General features: G+C 67.7%; 15 protein-coding genes and 4 pseudogenes. 10 read left to right on the top strand and 9 right to left on the bottom strand.

From position 1 onward, the window contains the following. The first annotated feature begins 52 nt into the window (after window positions 1–52). The 3 genes from OJJOAM_RS18785 to OJJOAM_RS18775 are packed head-to-tail and all read left to right on the top strand — an operon-like array spanning window position 53 to window position 3,122. Window positions 53–1,210, top strand: coding sequence for a tripartite tricarboxylate transporter substrate binding protein (locus OJJOAM_RS18785; RefSeq protein WP_422650704.1), 1,158 nt, complete (start codon window positions 53–55; stop codon window positions 1,208–1,210). Continuing rightward, complete coding sequence (locus OJJOAM_RS18780; RefSeq protein ID WP_422650703.1) at window positions 1,207–2,511, top strand: 3-isopropylmalate dehydratase large subunit; 1,305 nt, start codon at window positions 1,207–1,209, stop codon at window positions 2,509–2,511. Before OJJOAM_RS18785 ends, OJJOAM_RS18780 begins: the two co-directional genes overlap by 4 nt. Further along, window positions 2,508–3,122, top strand: a complete 615-nt coding sequence (locus tag OJJOAM_RS18775) for a 3-isopropylmalate dehydratase (protein WP_422650702.1) — start codon at window positions 2,508–2,510, stop codon at window positions 3,120–3,122. Before OJJOAM_RS18780 ends, OJJOAM_RS18775 begins: the two co-directional genes overlap by 4 nt. Window positions 3,123–3,135: 13 nt before the next feature. On the opposite strand, the pseudogene OJJOAM_RS18770 reads toward OJJOAM_RS18775, so the two are convergent. Then, window positions 3,136–3,833, bottom strand: a pseudogene (locus OJJOAM_RS18770) (phosphoribosyltransferase). 351 nt (window positions 3,834–4,184) lie between these two features. Here OJJOAM_RS18770 and OJJOAM_RS18765 point away from each other — a divergent pair. Next, a pseudogene (locus OJJOAM_RS18765) lies at window positions 4,185–6,343 on the top strand (TonB-dependent siderophore receptor). Between the two features lie 152 nt (window positions 6,344–6,495). Here the strand turns inward: OJJOAM_RS18765 and OJJOAM_RS18760 are convergent. Then, a complete protein-coding gene (locus OJJOAM_RS18760; protein WP_422650701.1) occupies window positions 6,496–6,834 on the bottom strand; it encodes a VOC family protein in 339 nt (112 codons plus the stop codon). A 117-nt stretch (window positions 6,835–6,951) separates the two neighbouring features. Then, window positions 6,952–7,740 carry an alpha/beta fold hydrolase gene (locus OJJOAM_RS18755; RefSeq protein WP_422650700.1) on the bottom strand — a complete coding sequence of 263 codons (789 nt, stop codon included), beginning with the start codon at window positions 7,738–7,740 and terminating at the stop codon, window positions 6,952–6,954. 132 nt (window positions 7,741–7,872) lie between these two features. Between OJJOAM_RS18755 and OJJOAM_RS18750 the strand changes: the two are divergent. Then, window positions 7,873–8,809 (top strand): annotated as a pseudogene (locus tag OJJOAM_RS18750) (LysR family transcriptional regulator). A gap of 30 nt (window positions 8,810–8,839) precedes the next feature. On the opposite strand, the gene OJJOAM_RS18745 reads toward OJJOAM_RS18750, so the two are convergent. Beyond that, on the bottom strand, window positions 8,840–9,865 hold the full coding sequence (locus OJJOAM_RS18745) for a hypothetical protein (protein WP_422650699.1): 1,026 nt from the start codon (window positions 9,863–9,865) through the stop codon (window positions 8,840–8,842). 441 nt (window positions 9,866–10,306) lie between these two features. On the opposite strand from OJJOAM_RS18745, the gene OJJOAM_RS18740 reads away from it, so the two are divergent. The 4 genes from OJJOAM_RS18740 to OJJOAM_RS18725 are packed head-to-tail and all read left to right on the top strand — an operon-like array spanning window position 10,307 to window position 15,354. Beyond that, window positions 10,307–11,647 (top strand): MFS transporter, encoded by a 1,341-nt coding sequence (locus tag OJJOAM_RS18740; RefSeq protein WP_422650698.1) that lies wholly within the window; start codon window positions 10,307–10,309, stop codon window positions 11,645–11,647. A gap of 49 nt (window positions 11,648–11,696) precedes the next feature. After that, a complete protein-coding gene (gene hydA, locus OJJOAM_RS18735) occupies window positions 11,697–13,133 on the top strand; it encodes a dihydropyrimidinase (protein ID WP_422650697.1) in 1,437 nt (478 codons plus the stop codon). Beyond that, window positions 13,133–14,557: an amidase gene (locus tag OJJOAM_RS18730; RefSeq protein WP_422650696.1), complete on the top strand. Its 1,425-nt coding sequence runs from the start codon at window positions 13,133–13,135 to the stop codon at window positions 14,555–14,557. Before hydA ends, OJJOAM_RS18730 begins: the two co-directional genes overlap by 1 nt. A gap of 53 nt (window positions 14,558–14,610) precedes the next feature. After that, entirely contained in the window at window positions 14,611–15,354 is a 744-nt protein-coding gene (locus tag OJJOAM_RS18725) for an aspartate/glutamate racemase family protein (RefSeq protein WP_422650695.1), read from the top strand. A 107-nt stretch (window positions 15,355–15,461) separates the two neighbouring features. On the opposite strand, the gene OJJOAM_RS18720 is transcribed toward OJJOAM_RS18725, so the two are convergent. The 5 genes and pseudogenes from OJJOAM_RS18720 to OJJOAM_RS18700 all read right to left on the bottom strand — a co-directional run bounded on the left by OJJOAM_RS18720 (window position 15,462) and on the right by OJJOAM_RS18700 (window position 22,891). Then, entirely contained in the window at window positions 15,462–16,205 is a 744-nt protein-coding gene (locus OJJOAM_RS18720; protein WP_422650694.1) for a GntR family transcriptional regulator, read from the bottom strand. Window positions 16,206–16,331: 126 nt separating this feature from the next. After that, window positions 16,332–17,642 (bottom strand): MFS transporter, encoded by a 1,311-nt coding sequence (locus tag OJJOAM_RS18715; protein ID WP_149318532.1) that lies wholly within the window; start codon window positions 17,640–17,642, stop codon window positions 16,332–16,334. Between the two features lie 201 nt (window positions 17,643–17,843). Then, a complete protein-coding gene (locus OJJOAM_RS18710; protein ID WP_422650693.1) occupies window positions 17,844–21,038 on the bottom strand; it encodes a c-type cytochrome in 3,195 nt (1,064 codons plus the stop codon). Further along, window positions 21,035–21,511 carry a (2Fe-2S)-binding protein gene (locus OJJOAM_RS18705; RefSeq protein ID WP_422650966.1) on the bottom strand — a complete coding sequence of 159 codons (477 nt, stop codon included), beginning with the start codon at window positions 21,509–21,511 and terminating at the stop codon, window positions 21,035–21,037. Before OJJOAM_RS18705 ends, OJJOAM_RS18710 begins: the two co-directional genes overlap by 4 nt. Before the next feature lie 188 nt (window positions 21,512–21,699). Further along, a pseudogene (locus OJJOAM_RS18700) lies at window positions 21,700–22,891 on the bottom strand (FAD-dependent oxidoreductase). A gap of 386 nt (window positions 22,892–23,277) precedes the next feature. On the opposite strand from OJJOAM_RS18700, the gene OJJOAM_RS18695 reads away from it, so the two are divergent. Further along, window positions 23,278–23,979, top strand: a complete 702-nt coding sequence (locus tag OJJOAM_RS18695; RefSeq protein WP_422650965.1) for a maleate cis-trans isomerase family protein — start codon at window positions 23,278–23,280, stop codon at window positions 23,977–23,979. The last annotated feature ends 46 nt before the right edge of the window (window positions 23,980–24,025 follow it).

Here is a 24,025-nt window from a genome sequence, read left to right as displayed (position 1 = left end):
CGCAGGCGCGCCATGCTGCGCGCTTCGACGATCAGACAAGGAGACTCGCGTCATGCCGCTGCACCGAGCCAGCCGTTCCCTTCCGCCACCGGCGCACCCCGCTGGCATCGTCAAGACCCGCCGCGCCGCGTTCCGGCTGGGCGCGGCAACGCTGCTGACATCGCTGGCGTCGCCGATACCGCTGCTGTCGCTGCTTGCGCCGTCCAGCGCCATCGGCGCAACCAACGGGACTGCCGGGCAGGCGAGCACATCCGGCACACCGGCGACATCGGGCACCTCCGCGACATCCGGCACGTCGGCGGCCCCGCTTAGCCAGATCGCCGGCGGCAAGGCCATCCGCATCCTGGTCGGCGCGCCGGCCGGCGGCACCACCGATACGCTGGCCCGTACCATCGCCAACGAGATGGGCAAGCTGCTGGACCAGTCCGTCGTGGTCGAGAACCGCCCGGGCGCCGGCGGCAATATCGCCGCCGAGCTGGTGGCGCAGAGCGCGCCGGACGGCAGCACGCTGCTGATGAGTTTCACCAGCCATACCATCAACGCGACGCTGTACAAGAACCTGCCCTTCGATCCCGTCGCGGATTTCACGCCGATCACGCTGGTGGCCAGCGTGCCGAGCGTGCTGGTCGCCCATCCCTCGGTGCCGGCCAACAATGTCGCCGAGCTGATCCAGCTGGCCAAGTCCCGTCCCGGCAAGCTGAACTTCGGCATCGGCGCGGTCGGCTCGTCGGTGCATCTGGCCGGCGACATGTTCAAGATGATGACCGGCACGTACATCGTCAACATTCCGTACAAGGGCACGACGCCGGCCGTCACCGACCTGCTGTCGGGCCGCGTCGAGCTGATGTTCGCCAGCACCCTGAACGTGCTGCCGCATATCAAGGCCGGCAAGCTCAAGGCGCTCGGGGTCACCAGCCCTGCGCCGCTGCCGCAGCTGCCGGGCGTGCCGCCGATCGCGCAGACGGTCAAGGGCTTCGAGTCCAACGCCTGGTTCGGGCTGTTCGGACCGGCAGGGCTGCCGCCCGGGGTCACGCGCACGCTCTACCAGGCCGCACGGCGGGGCCTGGAGACGCCGTCGGTCGCCAAGCGCCTCGAAAGCGATGGCGCGCAGCCGGTCGCCAGCACGCCGGAGGCCTTCGGTGCCTTCGTCAAGCAGGACATCAAGCGCTGGGCCACCGTCGTGCGTTATTCGGGAGCCAAGGTGGAATGAGCCGTGCCGGCGCCGGGACCGCCTCGGCGCAAACCCTCGCACAGAAGCTGGTCGCCCGCGCCGCGGGCCTGGACAGCGTGACGCCCGGTACCGTGGTGACATGCAAGGTCGATCTGGCGATGTCGCACGACTCCAGCGGACCGCGCCGCGTCGCGCCGCTGCTGCGCGAGCTGGGCGCCAAGGTCTGGGACCCCGAGCGCTTCGTCGTCGTGACCGACCACTTCGTGCCGGCCGCGGATGCCGAGGCCGAGGCCATCGTGCGCTTCACGCGCGACTGGGTCCGCGAACAGCGCCTGCCGCATCTGATCGACAACGAAGGCATCTGCCACGTGGTGCTGCCCGAGCGCGGCTACGTGCTGCCGGGCCAGTTCATCGTCGGCGGCGACAGCCACAGCCCGACCGGCGGCGCGTTCGGCGCCTACATGTTCGGCATCGGCGCCACCGAGATGGCGGGCGTGCTGGCCACCGGCGAGATCTGGCTGCGCGTGCCGCAGACCATCCGCATCGAATGGGACGGCACGCTGGCCGACGGCGTCTGCGCCAAGGACATCATGCTGTTCCTGTGCGCCCGGCTTGGGCTGGGCGGCGGCCGCTACGAGGCCGTCGAATATGCCGGCTCGGCGGTGACTGCGCTGTCGATGCAGGAGCGGATGACGCTGACCAATATGAGCGCGGAGCTGGGCGCGCAGACCGGCCTCGTCGCACCGGATGCCACCACGCTCCAATGGCTGGAACAGGCCGGCGTGCCGGCCGCCACGCTGGCGCAGATCGATCTGCAGCACTGGCGCAGCGATGCCGATGCGCCGCTGCTGCAAACCCACCGCTTCGACGCCGCCGCCTTGTCGCCCCAGGTCGCCGCGCCGCACTCGCCGGCCAACGGCGCGCCGGTCAGCGACGCCCAGGGCGAGCCGATCGACCTTGCCTATCTCGGCGCCTGCACGGGCGCCAAGCTCGACGATCTGCGCATGGCCGCGCGGATCCTGCGCGGGCGCAAGGTCGCGCCGGGCGTCTCGCTGCAACTGGCGCCGGCCTCGCTGCGCGACCAGCAGCAGGCCGAGCGCGAAGGCACGCTGGCGGCGCTCGTCGATGCCGGCGCGCAACTGCTGCCCAATGCGTGCAATGCCTGCGCCGGGTACGGACCCACGCGATTCGCCGCCGGCACGCGGGCGATCGCCTCGACCGCGCGCAACTTCGCCGGACGCATGGGCGATGCCGGCAGCGCGGTGTGGCTGGCCTCGCCGATGACCGTGGCCGCATCGGCGGTGACGGGCCGCATCACCGACCCCCGCTCGCTGCTGTGACGACCGAGATCCGCATGGATACGCCGAGCCATAACGGCCCCGATAATGGACCCGATAATGGACCCGATAACGGACCCGATAACGGACCCGATAACGGACCCCATACCGGGCCCGAACGCCAGGCCGCTGGCCGCATCTGGCGCTTCGGCGACAACGTCGATACCGATGCGATGGCGCCCGCCACGCAGATGAAAGGCGGCATCGAGCAGATCGCGCGCCATTGCCTGGCCGGTTTGCGCCCCGAATTTCCTGCCACCGTACGGCCGGGCGATGTGGTCGTCGGCGGACGGCATTTCGGCGTCGGCTCGTCGCGCGAGCAGGCTCCGCAGGCGTTGCGCCATCTCGGCGTGGCGGCGGTGATCGCGCCATCGTTCGCCGGCCTGTTCTATCGCAATGCCCTGAATCTTGGCCTGCCGGCGCTGGTCTGCGCGGATACCGCCAGACTGGTCGACGGCGAACACGCGACCCTGGATCTGGAGAACGCGGCCGTCGTGCTGCCCGACGGCGGCCGCGTGCCCTGCGAGCCGATCCCGGCGTTCCTGCTCGACATGCTGCGCGCCGGCGGACTGATTCCGCATCTGAAGCGGCGGCTGGCGCAGCAGCGCGCCTGACGGCCTGCGCCGCTCAGGAGCGCTGCGCGTTGAGTGCCTCGCGCAGCAAGGCCATCACCTCTTCGTCGGTGGTCTGCTCGAAGTCCGCGTAATACGCGCCTACCGCGCCGAAGTCATCGGGCACCCACAGCGAGACGCATTCGTCGGCGGCGTCCCGCAGCGACGCCAGCCCCCTCCACCGAAGCGACCGGCACCGCCGCAATGACGCGCGCCGCCCCGGCATGGCGCGCACTCTCCAGCGCCGCGCGCATCGTCGCGCCCGTCGCCACGCCGTCGTCGACCATGATCACGACGCGGTCGCGCATCGCCGCCACCGGGGCCCCGCCGCGATAGCGCTGCTGGCGCCGAGCGATTTCTCCCAACTGCCGGCCGCGCTCCAGTTCGAAGGCGCCGCTGTCGACCGCGCGGCGCGTCCACGCGTCGTCGTTGGCGACGGTATGCGGCGGCGAACCGGTGGCATCGCCCTCCACCACCGCCCCCCAGCGCCAGTTCGGGATAGCCGGGCGCACCGATCTTGCGCACCAGCAGGATGTCGAGCGCCGCGCCCAGCGCGCGGGCCACCTCGAACGCGACCGGCACGCCGCCGCGCGGCAGGGCCAGCACCAGCGGCGGCTGGCTTCCCTCTCGTTTCGCGTAGCCCAGTTCGCTCACGCGGCGCGCCAATTGGACGCCGGCGTCGCGTCGATCGGCGAAATACGGCGGCAGCGGCATCGCGGCCCTCCTGTCCTGTTGGTGCTTCCCTGGGCGGCATGACATCTGGGAGAGCACGCGAGGCGATTAACCCTGTGGCGCGCTCACCCTTTTATGTCCGGCTCGACACATGCCGTTACAATGCCAAGGTTAACACGAACGATTCGCATTTATCGTTCGACCACTGAGCCTCCGACCCGCACGGATCGACGTCACGGTCCGCGCTGCCGCACCGCGGCGGCATTTCGCGGGCGTTCTGAAAAAATATAGACGGAACCGACCATGCCACAGCGTGCAACCCATCGCCGCGGCCGCCACCGCGGCCATGCCCTTCGCCTGACGACTCTCGCCCTGGGCCTGCAAGCCGCCGGCATGGTCTGGGCCCAGCAGTCCGCAACCGCCGATGCTTCGGCGCCGGCTGCGCCCCCCGCCTCTTCTGCTCCTGCCACCGCCCCCGCCGCCGCTACGGCCACCGCCGCCGCCGAATTGCCGGCGGTCACCGTGCGGGCCACCAGCGACAACGAAACCGCCACCGGCCCGGTCTTTGGCTACGTCGCCAAGCGCAGCGCCACCGCGACCAAGACCGATACGCCGATCATGGAAACCCCCGCAGTCGATCACCGTGATCACGCGCGACCGCATCGAGGCGCAGGGCGCGCAATCGGTGCAGCAGGCGATGGGCTATACCGCGGGCGTCCACGCCGGCCTCTACGGCAACGACAATCGCGGCGACTGGGGACGCTTTCGCGGCACCGATTTCACGCAATACCAGGACGGCCTGCTCAATGCGGTGGGCTTCTACAACAACGTCCGCCCCGACGTGTATGCGCTGGAGCGGATCGACATCCTGCGCGGCCCGTCGTCGATGCTGTTCGGTCAGGGCGCAGTCGGCGGCATCCTGAACCTGGTCAGCAAGCGGCCGCAGGCCGAGGCAGCGCGCGAAATCGGCGTGCAGTTCGGCAACAACAACCGCAAGCAGGTGCAGGCCGACCTGACCGGGCCGCTCGATGCGGACGGCAAATGGCTGTATCGACTGGTCGCGCTGGCGCGCGACAGCGACACCCATGTCGACTTTGCCCAGGACAATCGCTATCTGATCGCCCCGTCGCTGACGTATCGGCCGAACAGCGATACGTCGTTTTACGCTGCTGGCGAATTTCCAGCGGGATGACAGCAATACCACCGCGGGCTTCCTGCCATGGCGCGGCATGCTGTACAACAATCCGGCCGGGCAAATTCCCGACAGCTTCTTCGTCAGCGAACCGGGATTCGACCGATACAAGGCCGAACAGGCAGCGGTGGGCTATCAGTTCGAGCACAAGGCCAATGAAGTATTCACGTTCCGGCAGAACCTCCGGTATTCGCATAGCACCGTGGACTACCGCAGCATTTATACGGCGGGATTCAATGGAGCCGGCCATGGTTGGGTGCCAGGCAGCGATCGGCTGTTGAGGCGCACCGCCACCTTCAGCCAGCCAACGCTGAACGCGTTCGTTGTCGACACGCAGGCCCAGGCGAAATTCCGCACCGGTAGCCTCGATCACACGCTCTTGACCGGCGTGGACTACCAGCACTCGGAAATTACAGGCCGGACCGGCGTAGGCGTGACCGCGGCTCCGATCGATGTATTCAACCCCGTCTATGGAAACTACACGGGACCGACGTCGTTCAGGGACATGAACCCAAGCAAGCAAATCCAGACGGGCCTGTACATGCAGGACCAGATGGCGTGGAACAAATGGTTGCTGATGGTCGGCCTGCGCTACGACTGGTCGCGCGCCGGGCAGGACAACACGCCGTCGGCCTCCCGCGACGACAACGAATTGACCAAGCGGGCCGGGCTGATGTATCGCTCCGATATCGGCTTGAACCCGTATATCAGCTACTCGGAATCGTTCCAGGGCCAGGCCGGCTTCAACCGCGCCGGAGAACCCTTCAAACCGCTGCGCGGCAAGCAATGGGAAGCCGGTCTTAAATACCAGCCGCCCGGCAAGAACGCGATGGTGACGATGGCCGTGTTCGACATGCGCGAGAAGAACCGCAAGGTAGCTGGGGTGGTGAACGGGCAGCCCGACAACGTGCAGGTCGGCGAGGCTCGCACGCGCGGTGTCGAAGTGGAAGCGCTGGCATCGCTGAACAACCGTTTCGATGTGATCGCGAACTACACGTACCTGGACGCGCGCATCCTCCAGGGCACGGCAACCGACACCGGCAAACGGCTCGCCAGCATTCCGAAGCATATGGCTTCGCTGTGGGGCACCTACAAATTCAAGCTGTTCGATACGCCGGGGTTCTCCGCGGGTGCCGGCGTGCGCTACTTCAGCGCAAGCTATGACGGCACGGACAACAACAAGGTCGACGGCGCGACGCTGGTGGATGCGATGCTTGCCTACGACCACGGTCCGGTGCGGGTCGCACTGAACTTTACGAATCTGTTCGACAAGGAATACATCAGTACCTGCCTCGCCCGCGGCGACTGCTATTTCGGCGCCCGCCGGACCGTGGTGGGCAGCGTTACCTACCGGTTCTGATCCAGCTCGGAAAGATTATCGACACTTGGGCTAATGGACGAAGCCTGATTGCGCCGCCTTTGGGCGGCGCTTTTTTTGACCCATCGATTCGAGTGTTCGCCGCTTCCGGTCCGCGAGTCGGTCCGGCTCTTTCAGAGTCCCGACGTCAAGCGTCAAACCCGCTCTCGGAACGCCAGCAAGTATCCGTTGCAGTCGGCCAGAGCGAACTCCCTGGACCCATATCCCATGTTCTGCAGCGGCCAGGCCACCTCTACTTCGTCCCTGACCATCGCATACAGATCATCCACCTCCGAAACGGTGAAGTAGATGGTGCCGGTCAAGGCAGGAGCCGCATTCCAGAGGTTCGCTTCGGTGAACAGCAGCTTGCACCCATACTTCTCGACCGTGATGGTGTTTTCCGCCGAGTCGGAAACGGAGAACGCCAGCACGGCTTCATAGAACTCTCGCGTTTGCTGGAGATTGTTGCAGCGAAGCAGAAGGGTCAGAGACATTTTCACTCCATGGTGGATGGCCAAACTGCGTGCCGTGCAGACCGACAGGAACCGGCGCTCTCGCCGTGGGCGAATAGTACTGAACTCCTTCTCACTGGGCGCGTGTTCGCGGCAACATCAGCGCAGAAACCTGCCGACCTCCGCCAAGAACCCCTCGCGCATCTCCACATTCGACATATGCACCGCCGGCAGCAGCGCCAGCTTCGCGCCCGGAATCGCCGCTGCAATCTCTTCGCTGTGCTCGGCGCGTGTCACCGTATCGCACTTCCCGCCGATCACCAGCGTCGGGCGCGCAATCAGCGTAATGGTCCGACGCAGGTCCATATCGCGCACGGCGGCCAGCGCGCCGGCGATGCCGCGTGGGTCCGTTTCGAGCAGGACCTGACGGAACGGCTCGATCCGCGGATCGTTCTTCTCGCGCATTTCGGCGGGAAACCAGTTGCCCAGGAACGCCTCGGCGGTCTCGTTCGGCGTCGCGGTCAGGATCGTCTGGATGCGGGGCTCCCAATCCGCGGCCGGGCCGAGATAGGCGGCGGTATGCGCGAGCACGAGGCGGTCGATTCGCTCGGGGACGTGGATGCCCAGCCATTGCGCGACCATGCCGCCCAGCGACAGGCCGAGGAAGTGGACGCGCTCAAGCTCCAGCGCATCCATCAGTTCGAGCGCGTCGCGCCCGAGCCGGTCCAGCGAATAGGCGCCGGCCGGCACGTCGGAGGCGCCGTGGCCCCGCATGTCGTAGCGCAGCACGCGAAAGCGTTCCAGCAGTTGCGGCATCACGCCGTCCCACATCGACATATCCGTCGCGATCGAATTGGACAGCATCAGCACGGGGCGGCCGGCTCCGCCCTCGAGGCGGTAGGCAATCCGTTGGGCGTCGCTGGTGGTGAAGGTCGAAAGCGCTTGCATCTCGGTTCTCCTGGAAGGTTGGGAAGGCCCTTCGCCGAATCGGCGCCGGGTCAATCACGCGAACCATCGTAGCGGCGGACCAACTCTGAGAAAATTACAAAGTTCTAAGCTTCTCTGTCAGGGAAACAGACAATGTCCCGCTTCACGTTGCAAGACCTGCAGTGCTTCGACGCCGTCGTCCGCGAGGGAGGCTTCCAGGCGGCCGCGACGGTTCTGCATCGGACGCATCCCGCGGTGTTTGCGGCGGTGGCCAGGCTGGAGCGGCAGCTTGGCCTGGCGCTGCTCGATCGCAGCGGCTACCGGGTCAGCCCGACGGAAGCGGGGCGCGCGTTTCATCGGCACGCCCAGTCGCTGCTGCGCGAGCTGCATGCGCTGCAGCTTCATGCCGAGCAATTGGCGATGGGCGAGGAAAGCGAACTGCGCGTGGTGATCGGCGACCTGTGTCCGCCGCCGCAGACGCTGCGGCTGCTGGGTCCGTTCTTCGGGGAACATCCGGCCACACGGCTGGACCTGCATGTCGAAGCGGTGACCGGGCCGTGGGAGCGCCTGTTCGACGGCGAGGCGGACCTGATCGTGCATCGCGTCGACAAGAGCGACACGCGCATCGAATGGCTGGATCTATGCAAGATCGAGCTGATCCCGGTAGTGGCGCCGGGCTTCCTGCCGGTTCCGGTCTCGCGCGCGATCCGCCCCGAGCAATTGCGTGCGCTCACGCAATGCGTGATCCGCGACAGCGCACGGCGTCCCGTGGCTCAGGAGCATTTCGTGATCGCCGGCGCGCCGCAATGCACGGTGCCCGATCCGATGATGAAGAAGGAGATCATCCTGCAGGGGATGGGGTGGGGGGCATCTGCCCCGCTTCCTGATCGAGCGGGAACTGGCCGAAGGAAGGCTGCTGTCGATCGCCGGCCGCTATCTGCCGGGTCGTGTCGAGGAGCTGGTCGCCGCCCGCCGGCGCGACCGGCCGCATGGGCCCGTCGCGAACCGGCTGTGGGAGCATCTGGGCGAGGCGGCGCCGCGATTTCGCGCGGCGCTTCGCCATCGCAGTCGAGAGCCAGCAAGGCCGTAACGCCAACGTCGCGAGGGCCACGCAAGCGGATTACTGCGCCGCCGGTGCCGACACCGTTGTGGCCGCGCTCTTTGCGGGTTCCACAGGCACCGGCTCGTACTTGGCGAAGTTCGGGTCCTGCTCGGTCGCCTCGGCGATCGAGACGATCTTGCGGTCGAAGATATTGACGCCGGTGAACACGATCACATCGCCCAGCCGAGGGGTGAACGCAATATAGTCCGGCTCGTCGAGAACGACGGTACCCTTGACCTTCAGCGGTTCCTTGACGAAGGCATATTGGCCACCGACATACGTCCACTTCGTCGCATCGCGCAGCGTCTTGCCGGCGATATCGCGCAGCATCACGTCGATGCTTCGCTTCAGCGATTGGTCGAGCGCCGCCCTGAGCGACTTTGCGTTGTCGGCGAACCAGCCGCCCTCGCCCGCGAACGGCTTGGCTTCCGCGCTGGCGGAGATATAGCGCGTGCTCCAAAGCTGCTTGCCGGACGCATCCTTGAGCGCGGTTCGGACCACGACATACGGGCGCACGTCCTTGTCGTTTATGTAGCTGAGCACGCCGAACGGGGTCAGCGTCAGTTGCGAGGCGCCAGCGGCGGCGGGGCCGTAAGTCAGCTTGGTCGCACCGTCGGCGGCGAGGCCCTCCTTCAGCAGCTTCTCGGTGACGGCCACCATATCGTGGTCCGCGATCGCCTTGTCGTCGCCGAGCAGCGACTTGGCGCGCTCCGCATTGATGGCGCTGCCGACCAGCACGCCCAGCGGGCCAAACAGCATGGCGGCGCCGGAGCCGGTCTGATGGCCGCTGACCAGCAAGCGCGTATTCGGCACGGCATAGACACCGGTCGGCATTTCCGACCACGTCGACGGCATCTCCTTGCTGATGTCCACTGCGACCTGCTTCTGTTCCTTGGGGAAGGGCTCGGAATTGTTGAACGTGGCACAGCCGGCCAGTGTGGCAATGCAAAGTGCGACCGGGATGACCCTGTAGATGGCTGCCTTGAGCATGTTATTTGTCTGTCGGTATAGGCGTTGATAGCGTCGGAAAGGCCGACGATCCACACACCCGTGCGGATCATTCGGATATCGGCATGAGCGCGGCGTTGTTGAGCCTTGCCATCGTCGACGTGTGACGGCAGGACTGCCTCGCACGGCCAGGCGACCCCCCTCGTTTTCCCTAGCGAGCGGACCATCGGCGTTCACCGACGCCGGTCGGTGCTGCACCGCAGCCAATTCCCGCTCCCACCCCGCAAACCCTTTCCCCGCTTGGCCTGCACGACCGCGGCCGTGCCCCCGAAACCGTGCGCCGCACCAATAGCCGGCATGCACATGCACCACTTTCGTCAAACAATTTTCGTCTTTATTGTATGGCGGTTATTGGACTACTGTACGGGACAGTGAGACGCCATGCGAGGGCCGTGCCGACGGCACGGATGCGGCAGTCCCACCCACTACGCCAACATGCCAACCGCCGACAGGCGGCCCTCCGGAGGAGAACGCATCATGCAAGCAGTCAGTGTCGACGCAACCGCGCGTACCGCGCAGGACCGTCCCCAGTCGGTCGCGCGGGTCGCGGGCGCCAGCGTGGCGGGGACCACGCTGGAGTTCTACGACCACTTCATCTACGGATCGGCCGCCGCGCTGGTCTTTCCGAAGCTGTTCTTCCCGCAGAGCGATCCGCTGACGGCGACGCTGCTGTCCTTCGCCAGCTACGGCGTCGCGTTTGTCGCGCGGCCGCTGGGCGCAGCGATCTTCGGCCACTTCGGCGACAAGTTCGGCCGCAAGTCCGTGCTGATCGTCACGCTGCTGATGATGGGCCTGGCGACCTTCGGCATCGGGCTGCTGCCGACCTACGGCAGCGTCGGCATGCTGGCGCCGCTGCTGCTGGTGCTGCTGCGCGTGATCCAGGGCCTCGCGCTGGGTGGCGAGTGGGGCGGCGCGGCCATCATGGTCAACGAGCTCGATCCCGAAGGCAGGCGTCGAGGACTGCTGGGCAGTCTGGTGCAGCTGGCCGCGCCGATCGGGCTGCTGCTGGCCAACGGCGTCTTCGCGATGGTGACGTGGATGGTGTCGGAAGAGGCGTTCCTGAGCTGGGGATGGCGTGTGCCCTTCCTGCTGAGCGCGCTGCTGGTCGCGGTGGGCATGTACATCCGTGCCAATGTGCGCGAGTCCGCGGTGTTCGAGAAGGCCGAAGCACAGCACGCCGAAGCGCGCGCGCCGATCGCCGAAGTGCTGCGCCACTACAAGAAGCAGCTGCTGATCGCCTTCGGCGCGCGCCTGGGCGGCGATATCGCCTTCTACGTCTTCACGCTGTTCCTGCTGTACTACGTGCCGACCAAGCTGGGCCTGCCCAAGAGCATCGCGCTCAATGCCGTACTGCTTGGCGCCGTCGCGCAGATCCTGTTCATCCCCGTTGCCGGCCTGCTGGCCGACCGCATCGGCCGCCGCCCCGTGCTGATGATCGGCGGCATCGGCGGCGCGCTGTGGGCCTTCGGCTTCTTCGCGCTGGTCCATACGCTGAGCCCGGCGCTGATCATGCTGGCCTCGTTCATCGGCATGGTGCTGGTGTCCTTCATGTTCTCGCCGCTCGCTTCCTTCCTGCCGGAGTTGTTCGCCACGAAGGTGCGGGTCACCGGGGCCTCGCTGGGCTTCCAGTTCGCCGGCGTGTTCGGCGGCGCGCTGGCCCCGCTGATCGCCGTCGGCCTGCTGGACCGCTTCGGCAGCAGCACGCCGGTCGCCATCTACCTGGCCGTGGTATGCGTGCTGATCGCCGTCGCAGCGGGCGTCGCCCGCGAGACCGCACGGGCCCGCCTGTCCGACCTCGGCAATGAGGCCGGACGCTGAACGAGCGCCGCGTATGCCGCGCGAGAACAACAATCGTAACGAGATACCCGTGAAACAGTTCGACCTTCTGATCCGCAATGGCACGGTGGTGACCGCCAGCGACACCGTGCAGTGCGACATCGCGATCGCCGGTGGCCGCATCGTCCAACTCGGCCACGATCTGGGCAGCGCCCGCGAGGAGATCGATGCGAGCGGCAAGCTGGTGCTGCCGGGTGGTGTCGATGCGCATTGCCACCTCGACCAGCCGATGCCCGATGGCCTGAAGATGGCGGACGACTTCCAGTCGGGCACCATCTCGGCCGCGTGCGGCGGCACCACCACCGTGATTCCGTTCGCGGCGCAGGAAAAGGGCCAGTCGCTGCGCGCCGCCGTGGCCGACTACCATCGCCGGGCCGAAGGGCGTGCCGTGGTGGACTACGCCTTCCACCTGATCGTCTCCGATCCGACCGAGACGGTCCTGCGCGACGAGCTGCCTTCCCTGATCCGCAAGGGCTACACGTCGTTCAAGGTCTACATGACCTACGACGACCTGAAGCTGGGCGACCGCGAAATCCTCGAGGTGCTGACCGTGGCGAGGCAGGAAGGCGCGCTGGTGATGATTCACGCCGAGAACTCCGACTGCATCGCCTGGCTGACCGACCGGCTGGAGGCCGAGCAGAAGACCGCGCCGCGCTTTCATGCCATCGCGCGGCCGATGGCGATCGAGCGCGAGGCGACGCACCGCGCCATCACCTTCTCGGAACTGGTCGACGTGCCGATCCTGATCGTCCATGTGTCGGGTCGCGAAGCGGTCGAACAGATCCGCTGGAGCCGCGCGCGCGGCATGAAGATCTTCGCGGAGACGTGCCCGCAGTACCTGTTCCTGACGGCGTCCGACCTCGATCAGCCCGGCTACCATGGCGCGAAATGCGTCTGCAGCCCGCCGCCGCGCGACCGCGCCAACCAGGAGGTGATCTGGGACGGCCTGGCCGATGGCCTGTTCACGATCTTCTCGTCGGACCATGCGCCGTTCCGCTACGACGATCCGCAAGGCAAGCAGCCGGGCGGACAGGAGGTGCCGTTCCGCTATATTCCGAATGGCATCCCCGGGCTGGAGACGCGGCTGCCGCTGCTGTTCTCCGAGGGCGTCGGCGGCGGACGCATTTCGCTGAACCAGTTCGTCGCGCTGACGTCGACCAACCCCGCCAAGCTCTACGGCCTGCATCCGCGCAAGGGCACCATCGCGATCGGCGCGGATGCCGATCTGGCGATCTGGGACCCGGAGCGCGAGGTGGTCATCCGCAATGCCGACCTGCACCACGCGGTCGATTACACGCCGTACGAAGGCACGCGCGTCAAGGGCTGGCCGATCACGACGCTGGTGCGCGGCAAGGTCGTCGCGCACGAGGGCAAGATGCAGGCGACGGCGGGGCACGGCGAATTCCTGCCGTGCGCGCTGCCGGAGATGGCAAAGCCGCGTTACCGGACTTCGGGAGGAAGCCTTTGATGTCCCATCCGAATCGCAGTCGGCAGGATAGCGGCCATGAGCACAATGCCGCGCCGCCGTACCTGAACGCCGCCGGCATCGCGGCCCAGGTCAACGCGGGCGAGCTCGATCCCGGCGCGGTGGTGTCGGCGTGCCAGGCACGCATCGACGCGCGCAACGGCGAGCTCAATGCCGTCTTCGAAGAGCGCCGCGATCTGGTCGACGCCGACGTCGCGCGACTGCGCGAGCGCCTGGCCGCCGGCGAACGGCTGCCGCTCGCCGGCGTGCCAGTGGTCGTCAAGGATGTGGTGTGGGTACGCGGCCGCCGCGTGACCCAGGGCTCGCTGCTGTACCGCGACTTCGTCGCGCCCGAGGACGCCATCGCGGTCGAACGGCTGCGCGCGGCCGGCGCCATCGTGCTCGGCATGGGCAATACCTCGGAATTCGCCTGCAAGGGCCTGACCACCAACAAGGTTTACGGGCTGACGCGCCATCCGCAGGACACCGCGCTGACCGCCGGCGGCTCGTCGGGCGGTTGCGCGGTGGCGGTGGCCGCCGGCATGGCGCCGCTGGCGCTGGGCACCGATGGCGGCGGCTCCAGTCGCCGCCCGCCTGCGCACGCGGGCGTGGTCGGCTTCAAGCCGTCGTTCGGCGCGATTCCCGATGCCGCGGGTTTTCCGCACGCGTTTCCGGGCATCCAGGTGATGGCGCCGATCACGCGCACGGTCGACGACGCCGCGCTGATGTTCCGCGCGCTGTGCGGACCCGATCCGCGCGATCCCGACTCCATGGGCTTTCAGTGCGCTGCCGCCGAGCCGCTGGAGGGGCTTCGCATCGCGGTCAGCCCGCGCCTGGGCCTGGATACACCGGTCGACGACGATGTCGCCGAGACCTTCGAAGCGGCGGTGGCACGCCTGCGTGCGGCAGGGCTGCGCATCGCGCGGCAGGATCCGGTCTGGCCGGAAGGGGCCGGCGAGGCGGCGCTGATGCCGCTGCAGCATGTCGGGCTGGCCAATCTGTATGGCGAGGCCTGGCGGCGCGACCCGGATCGCTTCGATCCGGACATCGCGCGACAGATCGAGCGCGGCCTGTCATGGAGCGGCGCCGAGGTAGCAGGTGCTCGCGAGGCGAGCCGCCGCATCGGCCTGGCACTGGCGGCGTTCTTCACCGACCATGACCTGCTGCTGTGCCCGACCACGCCGTGCGTGGCCTGGCGCAACGACCGGCTTGGCCCCGAGCGGATCGGCGGCGTCGCCGTCGAACCGCGGGCGCATGCCGTCTTCACGCCGTTCTTCAATCATGCGCAGGCGCCGGCGATCTCGGTGCCGTGCGGCACCGGGCGCGACGGCCTGCCGGTCGGATTGCAGATCGCCGGCCCGCGCGGCGCCGACTGGCGCGTACTGGCCGCCGCCCGCCTGGTCGAACAACTGATGGCGGCCGGCTGAGGCGATGGCCGCCCCCCGGACCTGACGAACCCGCGATTCCATCCCGAGACACCATGCGCATCCTTGTCCTGAATCCCAATACCAGTGAAGGCATCACCGCACGGCTGATGGCCGCCGGCAGCGATGCCGCCGCGCCCGGTACCGAACTGGTGCCGCTGACCGCGCCACGCGGCGTGCCCTATATCGCCACCCGTGCCGAGGCGCAGATCGGCGGCGCCATCGCGCTGGAGATGCTGGCCGAGCATCATGCGAACGTCGATGCGGCGATCATCGCCGCCTTCGGCGACCCGGGCCTGCTCGGCGCCCGCGAACTGTTCGACCTGCCGGTCGTCGGCATGGCCGAGGCCGCGATGTTCAGCGCCTGCATGCTGGGACGGCGCTTCGCCATCGTCACCTTCGCCCGCGCGCTGGGCCCGTGGTACGAGGAATGCGTCGACATGCATGGACTGCGCGGCCGGCTGGCCGGCATCCGCATGCTCGACGACGCGTTCGCGTCGGTATCGGACGTGCAGGACGAGAAGGAAGCGTTGCTGGTGGCGCTGGCCAACCGCGCCGTCACCGAGGACGAGGCCGATGTGGTGATCCTTGCCGGTGCGCCGCTGGCCGGGCTGGCGGCGCGGGTGCGCGACCGCATCCCGGTACCCGTGGTCGATCAGATGGCGGCCGCCGTCAAGCAGGCCGAGGGACTGGTCGCGCTGAACACGCGCAAGGCAACCGCCGGTACGTTCCGCCGGCCCGATGCCAAGTCCACGTTAGGTCTGCCCGATGCGCTCGCGGCGCGTATCGAGCATCGTTAGGCCATCGTTCGCCAGTCGTTGATCGGCAGTCCGCACCTCAGTCCGCACCCCAGTCCGCAGGTCAGTCCGCACGTCGGTGCTCCGATGACCGGCGCTGCCGCGCCGTGCTACACGGAGGCGAACACCGCCTCGAGGTCGACCTCTTCGTCGGCCGGCGCGTCCAGGTGCAAGGTGCTCTCGACATGCGCCAGATGCTCGGTCATCAGCGTGGCCGCGCGCTCGCCGTCTCCCGCTTCGAGCGCATCGAGAATGTCGTCGTGTTCGTGATGCGGGCAGGACGGCACGCCCGGCGCATCGTACAGCGCGATGATCAGGCAGGTCAGCGAGCACAGCTCGCGCAGGTACCTGGCCAAGTACTGGTTCTCCGACAGGTCGGCGAGCCGCGCATGGAATTCGCCGGACAGCCGGATGATCGTGCGCCGATCGTTCTTGCGTCGCGCCTGCGCTTCGTCGCGCGTGATCGCGCGCAGCGGCCGTAGGCGCTCGCGCGTCATGCCGGCCGCGAGGTCGCGCGCGAGCTCGGGTTCGATCAGCCGCCGCGCATGCAGGACCTGGCGGGCCTCCTGCACGCTCGGGCTGGAGACGAAGGTGCCGCGGTTCGGATACACCGTCACCACGCCCTCGTGGGCGAGCTTGGTGAAGGCCAGCCGCACCTTGGTCCGGCTCACGCCAAACACAGTGGCCAGTTTCTCCTCGACCAGCTTGGTGCCGGGCGGCAGCCGGTGCTCCCAGATTGCGATCAGGATGCGCTCGGCGATCTCGTCGACCTGGATGCCGGACACGGCCCTGCCGTCGTCCAGCGGTTCGGCGGGGCTGTCGGTGTCGAGGCGCGCGGCTTTCGCTCGAGGCATGATGGGGTCGGATACGGGCAGTTGGAGCGCCTATTGTACGGCGGCTGCCGGGCGACTGTATATCGCCTCCGCCGTCCGATCACCGCAGCGGCCGCCGCAGCGCCGTCTGCCGTCCCACCTGTGACGCTATCGGTTGACCGTCTTCGCCGGCATCGCCAGCACCAGCAGGCAGCTTCCGAGCAGGCAGACGGCGAACAGGATCAGACCGGCGCTGGGGCTGTTGAAGGTGTCCTTCATCCAGCCCAGCAGATAGGTCGCCGCAAAACCGCCCAGGTTCGCAATCGAGCAGGCCAGCGCAATGCCCGCGGCCGCCGCGGTGCCGCTCAGGAAGGTGGACGGCAGGCACCAGAACACCGGAAACGTCGCCACGATGCCGACGTTGGCCAGCGTCAGCAGCGCCAGCGTGGCGCCGGTATGGCCGGTGACGAAGGTACTGGCGACCAGCCCGAAGGCGCCGAACAGCACTGGCACGACGATATGCCAGCGGCGTTCGCGCGTGCGGTCCGAATGCGCGCCGTTGATCAGCATGGCCACCACCGCCACGGCATGCGGAATCGCGGTCAGCAGGCCGATATGCAGCGGGCTGGCGACGCCCGAATCGCGGATGATGGTCGGCATCCAGAAGCCGATCGAATACGTTCCCATCAGCAGGCACATGTCGATCACGCCGAGCATCCACACGCGGCGGTCGGTGAAGGCCGCCTTCAGCGAATGCTGGTTCTCGACCAGCACGTCGGCCTCGAGATTGCGCTGCAGCGTGCGTTTCTCGCCCGCATCGAGCCATTTCGCCGAGTCGATGTTGTTCGGCAGATAGAAGAACACCATCACGCCGAGCAGCACCGAAGGCAGCGCCTCGAGGAAGAACAGCCATTGCCAGCCGGCATAGCCGTAGACGCCGGCAAACGCCGTCATGATCCAGCCCGAGATCGGACTGCCGATCATGCTGGCCAGCGGTAGCCCGATCATGAACAGCGCGATGATCTTGCTGCGCCGATGGGTCGGATACCAGTAGGTCAGATACAGCAGCACGCCGGGCAGGAAGCCCGCTTCGGCCGCGCCGAGCAGGAAGCGCACGATATAGAACTGCGTGGGCGTGGTGACGAACATGGTGGCGCCCGACAGCAGGCCCCACGTCACCATGATGCGGGCGATCCAGATACGCGCGCCGACCTTCTGCAGCACCAGGTTGCTCGGTACTTCGAACAGGATGTAGCCGACGAAGAACAGCCCGGCGCCCAGTCCGTACACCGTCTCGCTGAACTTCAGGTCGTCCAGCATCTGCAGCTTCGCCAGCCCGACATTGATGCGGTCCAGATAAGCGGCCAGATAGCACAGACAGAAGAACGGAATCAGGCGCCATGTCACCTTGCGGTAGACATCCGGTTCCGTCGTTGGGGCCAGCACGCCGGCCGTTCCTTGAGGGTACTGATACGACATCTTCGCTCCTTGCTTGGTCTACCTTTGGGTGCTGGCGCCAACACCGTCCCCGCCTCGGCGTCGATGACGCAAGGTGCGGAGTCGGCGTGACTGGGGTCCGATGCAGTGCGTGCTGCATCGTGATCGGGAATGCGTTGTGAAGCAGTGGTGCGGTTGTGAGTAGCGGCGGCGACCTCTTCGATGTCTTGAGCCTGTTCGACCTTATTGCCCGTGATGCGCGCCATTGGCGCCATGTACGACCTTCGCGCCGGTGGACGCGCTGCCGCGTATTCGCGCCACCGCTGCGTCCACGCCCTGCCAGGCCGGCTTGTCGGGCGCGAAACGGGCGCGCAGGTAGTGCACCAGTTCGGCGACCTGCCGGTCATCGAAGCTGTCGGCAAAGCCGGGCATGTCGCCCAGCGCGTTCGATGGCGGCGCCGGAATGCCCTTGAGCACGGCCTGAATCACGTTGTCCGGCTTGTCGCCATGCAGATTGGTGTTCAGCGCGAGCGACGGCTTGGCGCCGAACATCGGCACGCCCTGATCGGATTGATGGCAGACCGCGCAGGCGCTCTGGTAGAGCCGGTCGGCGGGGCCGGTCATCGTGCGGGCCAGCGTCGCGCTGCGCTGCTCCAGGGCGCGCGCATGCCGGTCGAGCGTGGCGGCATCGGGCGGCGGCGCGTTGAACGAGGCCACGTAGTGCGCGATCGCGCGAACGTCGCTCTCCGGCAATTGCGCGAGTTCGTCGACCACCGGTGCCATCGGTCCGGCGGCGGCGCCATGGCGCGACGAATAGCCGGTGCGCAAGTACTGGAACAGGTCATCCTCGGTCCAGGGAATCGGCGCGCGCGACAGCGAGGTCAAGGCCGGCGCTTCCCAGCCTTCGGCCTCGCCGCCGGTCAGATAGGCGCGGCCGCCCTTCTCGGCGCCGAAGGCATTGCGCGGCGAATGGCAGGCGCTGCAGTGTCCCAGCCCTTCGGCCAGATACGCACCGCGGTTCCATTGCACCGAGCGCGACGGGTCCGGCTGGAAGCGCGCGTTGCGATGGAACAGCAGGTTCCAGCCGGCCATCAGCGGCCGCAGATTGAAGGGGAACGCCAGTTCGGTCTTCGGCGCCGGCGCATGCACCGGCTCGGCCGACATCAGGTACGCATACAGCGCGCGCATATCGCCCTCGCTGATCTTGGCGAAGGCGGTATAGGGAAAGGCGGGGTACAGCCGGCGTCCGTCGCGATGGACGCCTTCGCGCATCGCGCGCTCGAAGGCGGCGTACGACCAGTTCCCGATGCCGGTGTCGACATCGGGCGTGATGTTCGTGCTGTAGATCGTGCCGAACGGCGTCTCCAGCGGCAGACCGCCGGCGTTCTTCGCGCCGTTGGGCGCGGTGTGGCAGACGGCGCAATCGCCGGCCGCCGCCACCAGGCGGCCCCGTTCGATCGTCGCGGCCGAATAGAAGCCCGGCTCGGGGGGGCCAACGGGCGCGATCGCCGAGCGCCAAGGCATCACGGTGGCGCACAGTCCCGCGATGGCGGCGCCGGCCGCGATCAGCCAATGGCGCTTGCGCCTTGCGGGTGCGCCCGCGGTGCGTTCTCCGGCCAGCGCCAGGCGTACGCGTTCGCCGCTGAACGGCGGCTCGCGCAGCCGCACGCCGGTGGCATCGAAGATCGCATTGGCGATCGCGGCGGCGGCGGGCAGCGTCGCGGCGGCACTGCCGCGCAGACCCGCCGTCGTCGTCAAGCCGCCGACGACGCGGACCTCGGGAGCGAGCGTGCCGACCGTGGCCGGCAGCGCGGTGGCGTCATGCGACGCCGTCGCCCAGCGATCGAACGACGGCGCCTGTGCCGTCAATTGCCGCGTCGCTTCGGCGATATCGTGTTCCAGCGCCGGCGCAGCGGCCTGCGTTCGGTCGGGTGAAGGTGAAGGCAAAGGCGACGGCAAGGACGACGGCGAAGGCGTGGACGTGGACACCGCGCTGTCGTGACCCAGCGTGACCCGTGTCACGCTGACTTCGCCGCTGAACGCGTCCACCTCGACGTCGGCGACCCACGCGGCCCAGCTCTGCGTGGGTTGCTCGCCATCGGCATCGACCACGCTGGCGTAGGCGAAGCCGCGTCCACGGCGAACGCCTGCCGACGTATCGCGCGACGCGGCGCGGGACACAGAGCGCAGCGCAGGCGCCTGCCATTCCGCCTGCCGCGCCACCTGCCGAACCAGGGCCGCGCCCCGCTCGTCCTGCAGATGATTCAGGCGCAGCGCAACCGGATCGACGCGGGCCAGCGCGGCGGCCTCGTCCAGATGCGATTCGCGCGCGAAGACCTGTGCGATGGCGCCCGCCATTGGATTGACGGCGATGGCGGCAGCCGTGGACGCCGTGTCGGCCGACACCGCTTCGAAATGGTCGATCCGATACGGCGGCACCAGCCCGGCATCTTCGTTTCCGAAAACATCGGACACCGCGGACGGCGTACCGGTCTGGATCGATGCCAGCGGCCGAGCCTGCGCGGGCATTGCCGTGGCTGTGACCTGGTAGGCGGAAATCGCGGCGGCCTCGCCATCGGGCTCGCCTCGGGTCGTCGCACTTGCGATGCGGGTCGTGATCCATCCCGCGGCATCGTCGAACGCCGCCGCATCGAAGCGGACCCGCACCGGTCCACCGACCGCCTGCGCGAGCAACGCGGCATCGGCGGCGGCATGGTGGGACACGCTTGCCCGCGCGGCCGCACCGCTCATGTCTGCCATGTCTGCCATGTCAGCGATGTCAGCGATGTCAGCGATGTCAGCGATGTCAGCGATGTCAGCGATGTCAGCGATGTCAGCGATGTCGACCATGTCGCCCATGTCCGCCATATCGGTGCCGTCGTGCCAGCAGATCAGCGTAACCGCGGTCTCGGCAATCCCGAGCAGCTTCGCCAGCTCGGCGCGCAGCGCACCGGGGCGGCTGTCCGGAAGCCAGACCCGCAGCTCGCCGTCGCGCCAATCGGCGATCGCGGTGGCGGCAGGCGGGGCGATGCCGGCCAGCGGCCAGCGATAGTCCTGCTCGAGCCGCAAGGGCGCCGCGGACAGCGCCGCCGCTGCGTCGCCATGCGAGGCCAGCACGCGACGCCGGCGCGGCGCACGCTGATCGGTACGCGCGCCAGCCTCCGACCATACAGGCCGCAACGCGGCCGCGCCGGCTGCGGCCCGCGCGGGCGAGCGGGCCACCACGGCGAGGAAGCTGCCGCGCGACACCACCGCGACCACATCGGGCACCGCGCGTGCGGCCTCGGCGTCGAAGCGGCGCAGCGTCGCGGCATGAGGACGACGGGGCCGGACGACTTCGCCGAACAGCCATTGCGCGCGTGCGGGCGGTGGAACCGGCATCGCCGCGCCAGCTGCGTGGGCGATCTCGCCGCCGGCCACCCGTGCCAGATCGTTCATCGCGGCTCCGCCTGTTCGCCGGCCTGCCGCAGCAATACCGCGGCGCGCTTGACCGCGCGCACGATCTCGACATGCGTGCCGCAGCGGCACAGGTTGAAGCGCAGCGCTTCACGAATCTGCGCGTCGGTGGGATCGGGATGCATCGACAGGAAGGCCTTGGCGGTCATGATCATGCCGTTCAGGCAGTAGCTGCACTGGGCCGCCTGTTCATCGACAAAGGCTTGCTGCACCGGGTCCAGCCGCTCGCCCTGCGCAAGCCCTTCCAGCGTCGTCACCGCATGTCCGACCGCGGCCCTGACCGGCACCACGCAGGAACGCGCCGCGATGCCGTCGATCAGCACCGTGCAGGCCCCGCACTGCCCCAGCCCGCAGCCGTACTTCGGCCCGTTGCATTCCAGGTCGTTGCGCAGGACATAGAGCAGCGGCGTGGCCGGGTCGGCACAAACCGATCGTTCGGTGCGGTTGACGTTCAGCGAGAGCTGGCTGGGGGGGGCGGGGCACGCTCATGGGGCTGGCTTGGCTTGGGGGCGGCAATGCGAGGTTGCCGCGCCTCCGGGATTCACGGTTATCGTCGACCGGACCGCGTCGACCGGTCCGCGTCGACCGGACCGCGTCGGCCGGTCCGCGCCGGCGGGCCCGAAGACCCGCGCAAGGCCTGCGCTCAGGCCGCGGCGGTGGCGGTAGCCGCGGTGGCCGGGCTGGCGGGCACCGCGGCCGCGGCAGGCTCGACCAGCGGTACCTCGAATACATCGTAGCCGAAGCACCAGTCGGGATTCTCGTTGGTGCGCAGCCAGGTGTTCTCGTGCGAGACCCGTTGCACCTTGCTGGCGCGCTCGGCGCGGTTCGCCTCGTACAACGCAAAGGTCGTGCCGAAGTCGTCGAGCCCGGCTTCGACGAAGCAGCGCGTCAGCATCGCGGCGTCCTCGATCGCCATCGCGGCACCCCTGCGCCATATGCGGCTTCATCGGGTGGCAGGCATCGCCCAGCAGCACCAGACGGCCGCGGCTCCACAGCGGCAGCGGGTCGCGCTCCAGCAGCGGCCACTTGGTGACCTCGACCGTGCCTTCGATCAGCGACTGCACGCCCTGGTGCCAGCCGTCGAACGCGGCGCGCATCTCGTCGATGCTGCTCGGCAGCCAGCTCTTGCTCATGTCCCAGGTCGGCTCGGGCACGCCCGTCACGTAGTAGATCTCGTCGAGCTTCCCGGTGTCGAAGTAGACCATCATGTGGCGATCGTCGGACCACCACTTGGTACAGCGGTCGTGCGTGAAGCCCTTGACGCGCGAGATCGGGAACACCGCGCGGTGCGCGATATAGCCGGTGTACTTCGGCGGCTCGGCGCCCAGCAGCGTTTCCCGGATCTTCGAATTGACGCCGTCGGCGCCGATCACGATATCGGCCTCCTCGACGGTGCCGTCGGCAAAGCTCAGCCGCACCACATCGCCCAGATCCTCGACCTGGGTCAGCTTCTTGTCGAACAGCAGCGTGCCGGGCGCGACCGCATCGGTCAGCAGCGCGTGGAAGTCGCCGCGGTGCACGGTCAGGTAGGTGGCGCCGTAATGGGACACCGCGTAGTCGCCCAGCGGAATCTGCGCGATCACCTCGCCGGTCTTCCAGTCGCGGCTGTACCAGTAGTCCGGATGGCAGCCCATCGCGTTGAGTCCGTCCTCGATGCCGATCCTGCGCATGATCTTCATCACGTTCGGTCCGACATGGATGCCGGCGCCAAGCCGCGAGAACGCCGGGGCCTGCTCATAGAGCCTGACGTTGAAACCCTCACGCTGCAGCAGCGCGGCCGCGGCCGTTCCTCCCAGTCCTGCACCGATCACGGCGATCCGAGGTTTGCCTTGCACGTTTTTCTCCTGGCCATCACTTCCATCAAACACAGTTCGCGCCGGCCGGGGCCAGCGATTGAAATCGAGTGTACACACCATATTTTTTGACGTAAAGGCGGAATGCGCCGACTCGGTGTAATCCCTAGGTATTGAAGTGGACGGAACGCTGCAATGCTCCATTTCCGTGAAATTGCGCACCATCAGCGTTTTACGTTCGTTGAGTACTTACTAAAATGGTGCATTCGGCACGGTGCCCGAGATGGTTGTGGTAATACAGTGTGTACACTACAATGACTCGACACACGCCAGACGGCTTGCCGTAGCGCCCCCTTTACTGACAAACGGAGTCGACAGTGCAGAAAGTCTTCCGGATCGGCCAGATCGTGCCGAGCTCCAACACCACCATGGAAACCGAGATCCCCGCGATGCTGGCGGCGCGCCAACTGGTGCGGCCGGAACGCTTTACCTTCCACTCGAGCCGGATGCGAATGAAGACGGTCAAGAAGGAGGAGCTTGCCGCGATGGACGCCGAGTCGGACCGCTGCGCGATCGAGCTCAGCGACGCGCGGGTCGACGTGCTCGGCTACGCCTGCCTGGTGGCGATCATGTCGATGGGGCGTGGCTATCACCGCGTGTCGGAAGAGCGCCTGCAGTCGCGCACCGCCGAGAACGACGGCACCGCGCCGGTCGTCACCAGCGCCGGCGCGCTGGTCAACGCGCTGAAGGTGATCGGGGCGAAGCGTATTGCGCTGGTCGCGCCCTATATGAAGCCGCTGACCGAGCTGGTGGTCGACTACATCCAGAACGAGGGCTACGAGGTGGTCGACTGGCGCGCGCTGGAGATTCCGGACAACCTCGAAGTGGGCCGCCACGATCCGAACCGCCTGCCGGCCATCGTCGCGCAGATGAATACGCGCGACGTCGATGCGGTGGTGCTGTCGGCCTGCGTGCAGATGCCTTCGCTGCCGGTGGTGGAGAAGGTCGAGGCGATGACCGGCAAGCCGGTGGTCACCGCCGCGATCGCGACGACCTACGCGATGCTGAAGGCGCTGGACCTGGAGGCGGTGGTGCCGGGCGGCGGCACGCTGCTGTCGGGCGCGTACTGAGCGAGGGGCCGTCATGACAGCGTCCTTCCCCCTACGGCGGCAACGT

The sequence above is a fragment of the Cupriavidus sp. H18C1 genome (genome assembly GCF_049311595.1).
Taxonomy (GTDB): Bacteria; Pseudomonadota; Gammaproteobacteria; order Burkholderiales; family Burkholderiaceae; genus Cupriavidus; species Cupriavidus cauae.
This window is presented reverse-complemented; position numbering and strand designations above follow the sequence as displayed.

What these genes read in the sequence shown, in the direction of transcription:
- OJJOAM_RS18785 (WP_422650704.1), top strand. Translation starts at nt 53, where the DNA reads ATGCCGCTGCACCGAGCCAGCCGTTCCCTTCCGCCACCGGCGCACCCC.
- OJJOAM_RS18780 (WP_422650703.1), top strand. Translation starts at nt 1,207, where the DNA reads ATGAGCCGTGCCGGCGCCGGGACCGCCTCGGCGCAAACCCTCGCACAG.
- OJJOAM_RS18760 (WP_422650701.1), bottom strand. Translation starts at nt 6,834, where the DNA reads ATGTCTCTGACCCTTCTGCTTCGCTGCAACAATCTCCAGCAAACGCGA.
- OJJOAM_RS18755 (WP_422650700.1), bottom strand. Translation starts at nt 7,740, where the DNA reads ATGCAAGCGCTTTCGACCTTCACCACCAGCGACGCCCAACGGATTGCC.
- OJJOAM_RS18740 (WP_422650698.1), top strand. Translation starts at nt 10,307, where the DNA reads ATGCAAGCAGTCAGTGTCGACGCAACCGCGCGTACCGCGCAGGACCGT.
- OJJOAM_RS18730 (WP_422650696.1), top strand. Translation starts at nt 13,133, where the DNA reads ATGTCCCATCCGAATCGCAGTCGGCAGGATAGCGGCCATGAGCACAAT.
- OJJOAM_RS18725 (WP_422650695.1), top strand. Translation starts at nt 14,611, where the DNA reads ATGCGCATCCTTGTCCTGAATCCCAATACCAGTGAAGGCATCACCGCA.
- OJJOAM_RS18720 (WP_422650694.1), bottom strand. Translation starts at nt 16,205, where the DNA reads ATGCCTCGAGCGAAAGCCGCGCGCCTCGACACCGACAGCCCCGCCGAA.
- OJJOAM_RS18715 (WP_149318532.1), bottom strand. Translation starts at nt 17,642, where the DNA reads ATGTCGTATCAGTACCCTCAAGGAACGGCCGGCGTGCTGGCCCCAACG.
- OJJOAM_RS18710 (WP_422650693.1), bottom strand. Translation starts at nt 21,038, where the DNA reads ATGAACGATCTGGCACGGGTGGCCGGCGGCGAGATCGCCCACGCAGCT.
- OJJOAM_RS18695 (WP_422650965.1), top strand. Translation starts at nt 23,278, where the DNA reads ATGGAAACCGAGATCCCCGCGATGCTGGCGGCGCGCCAACTGGTGCGG.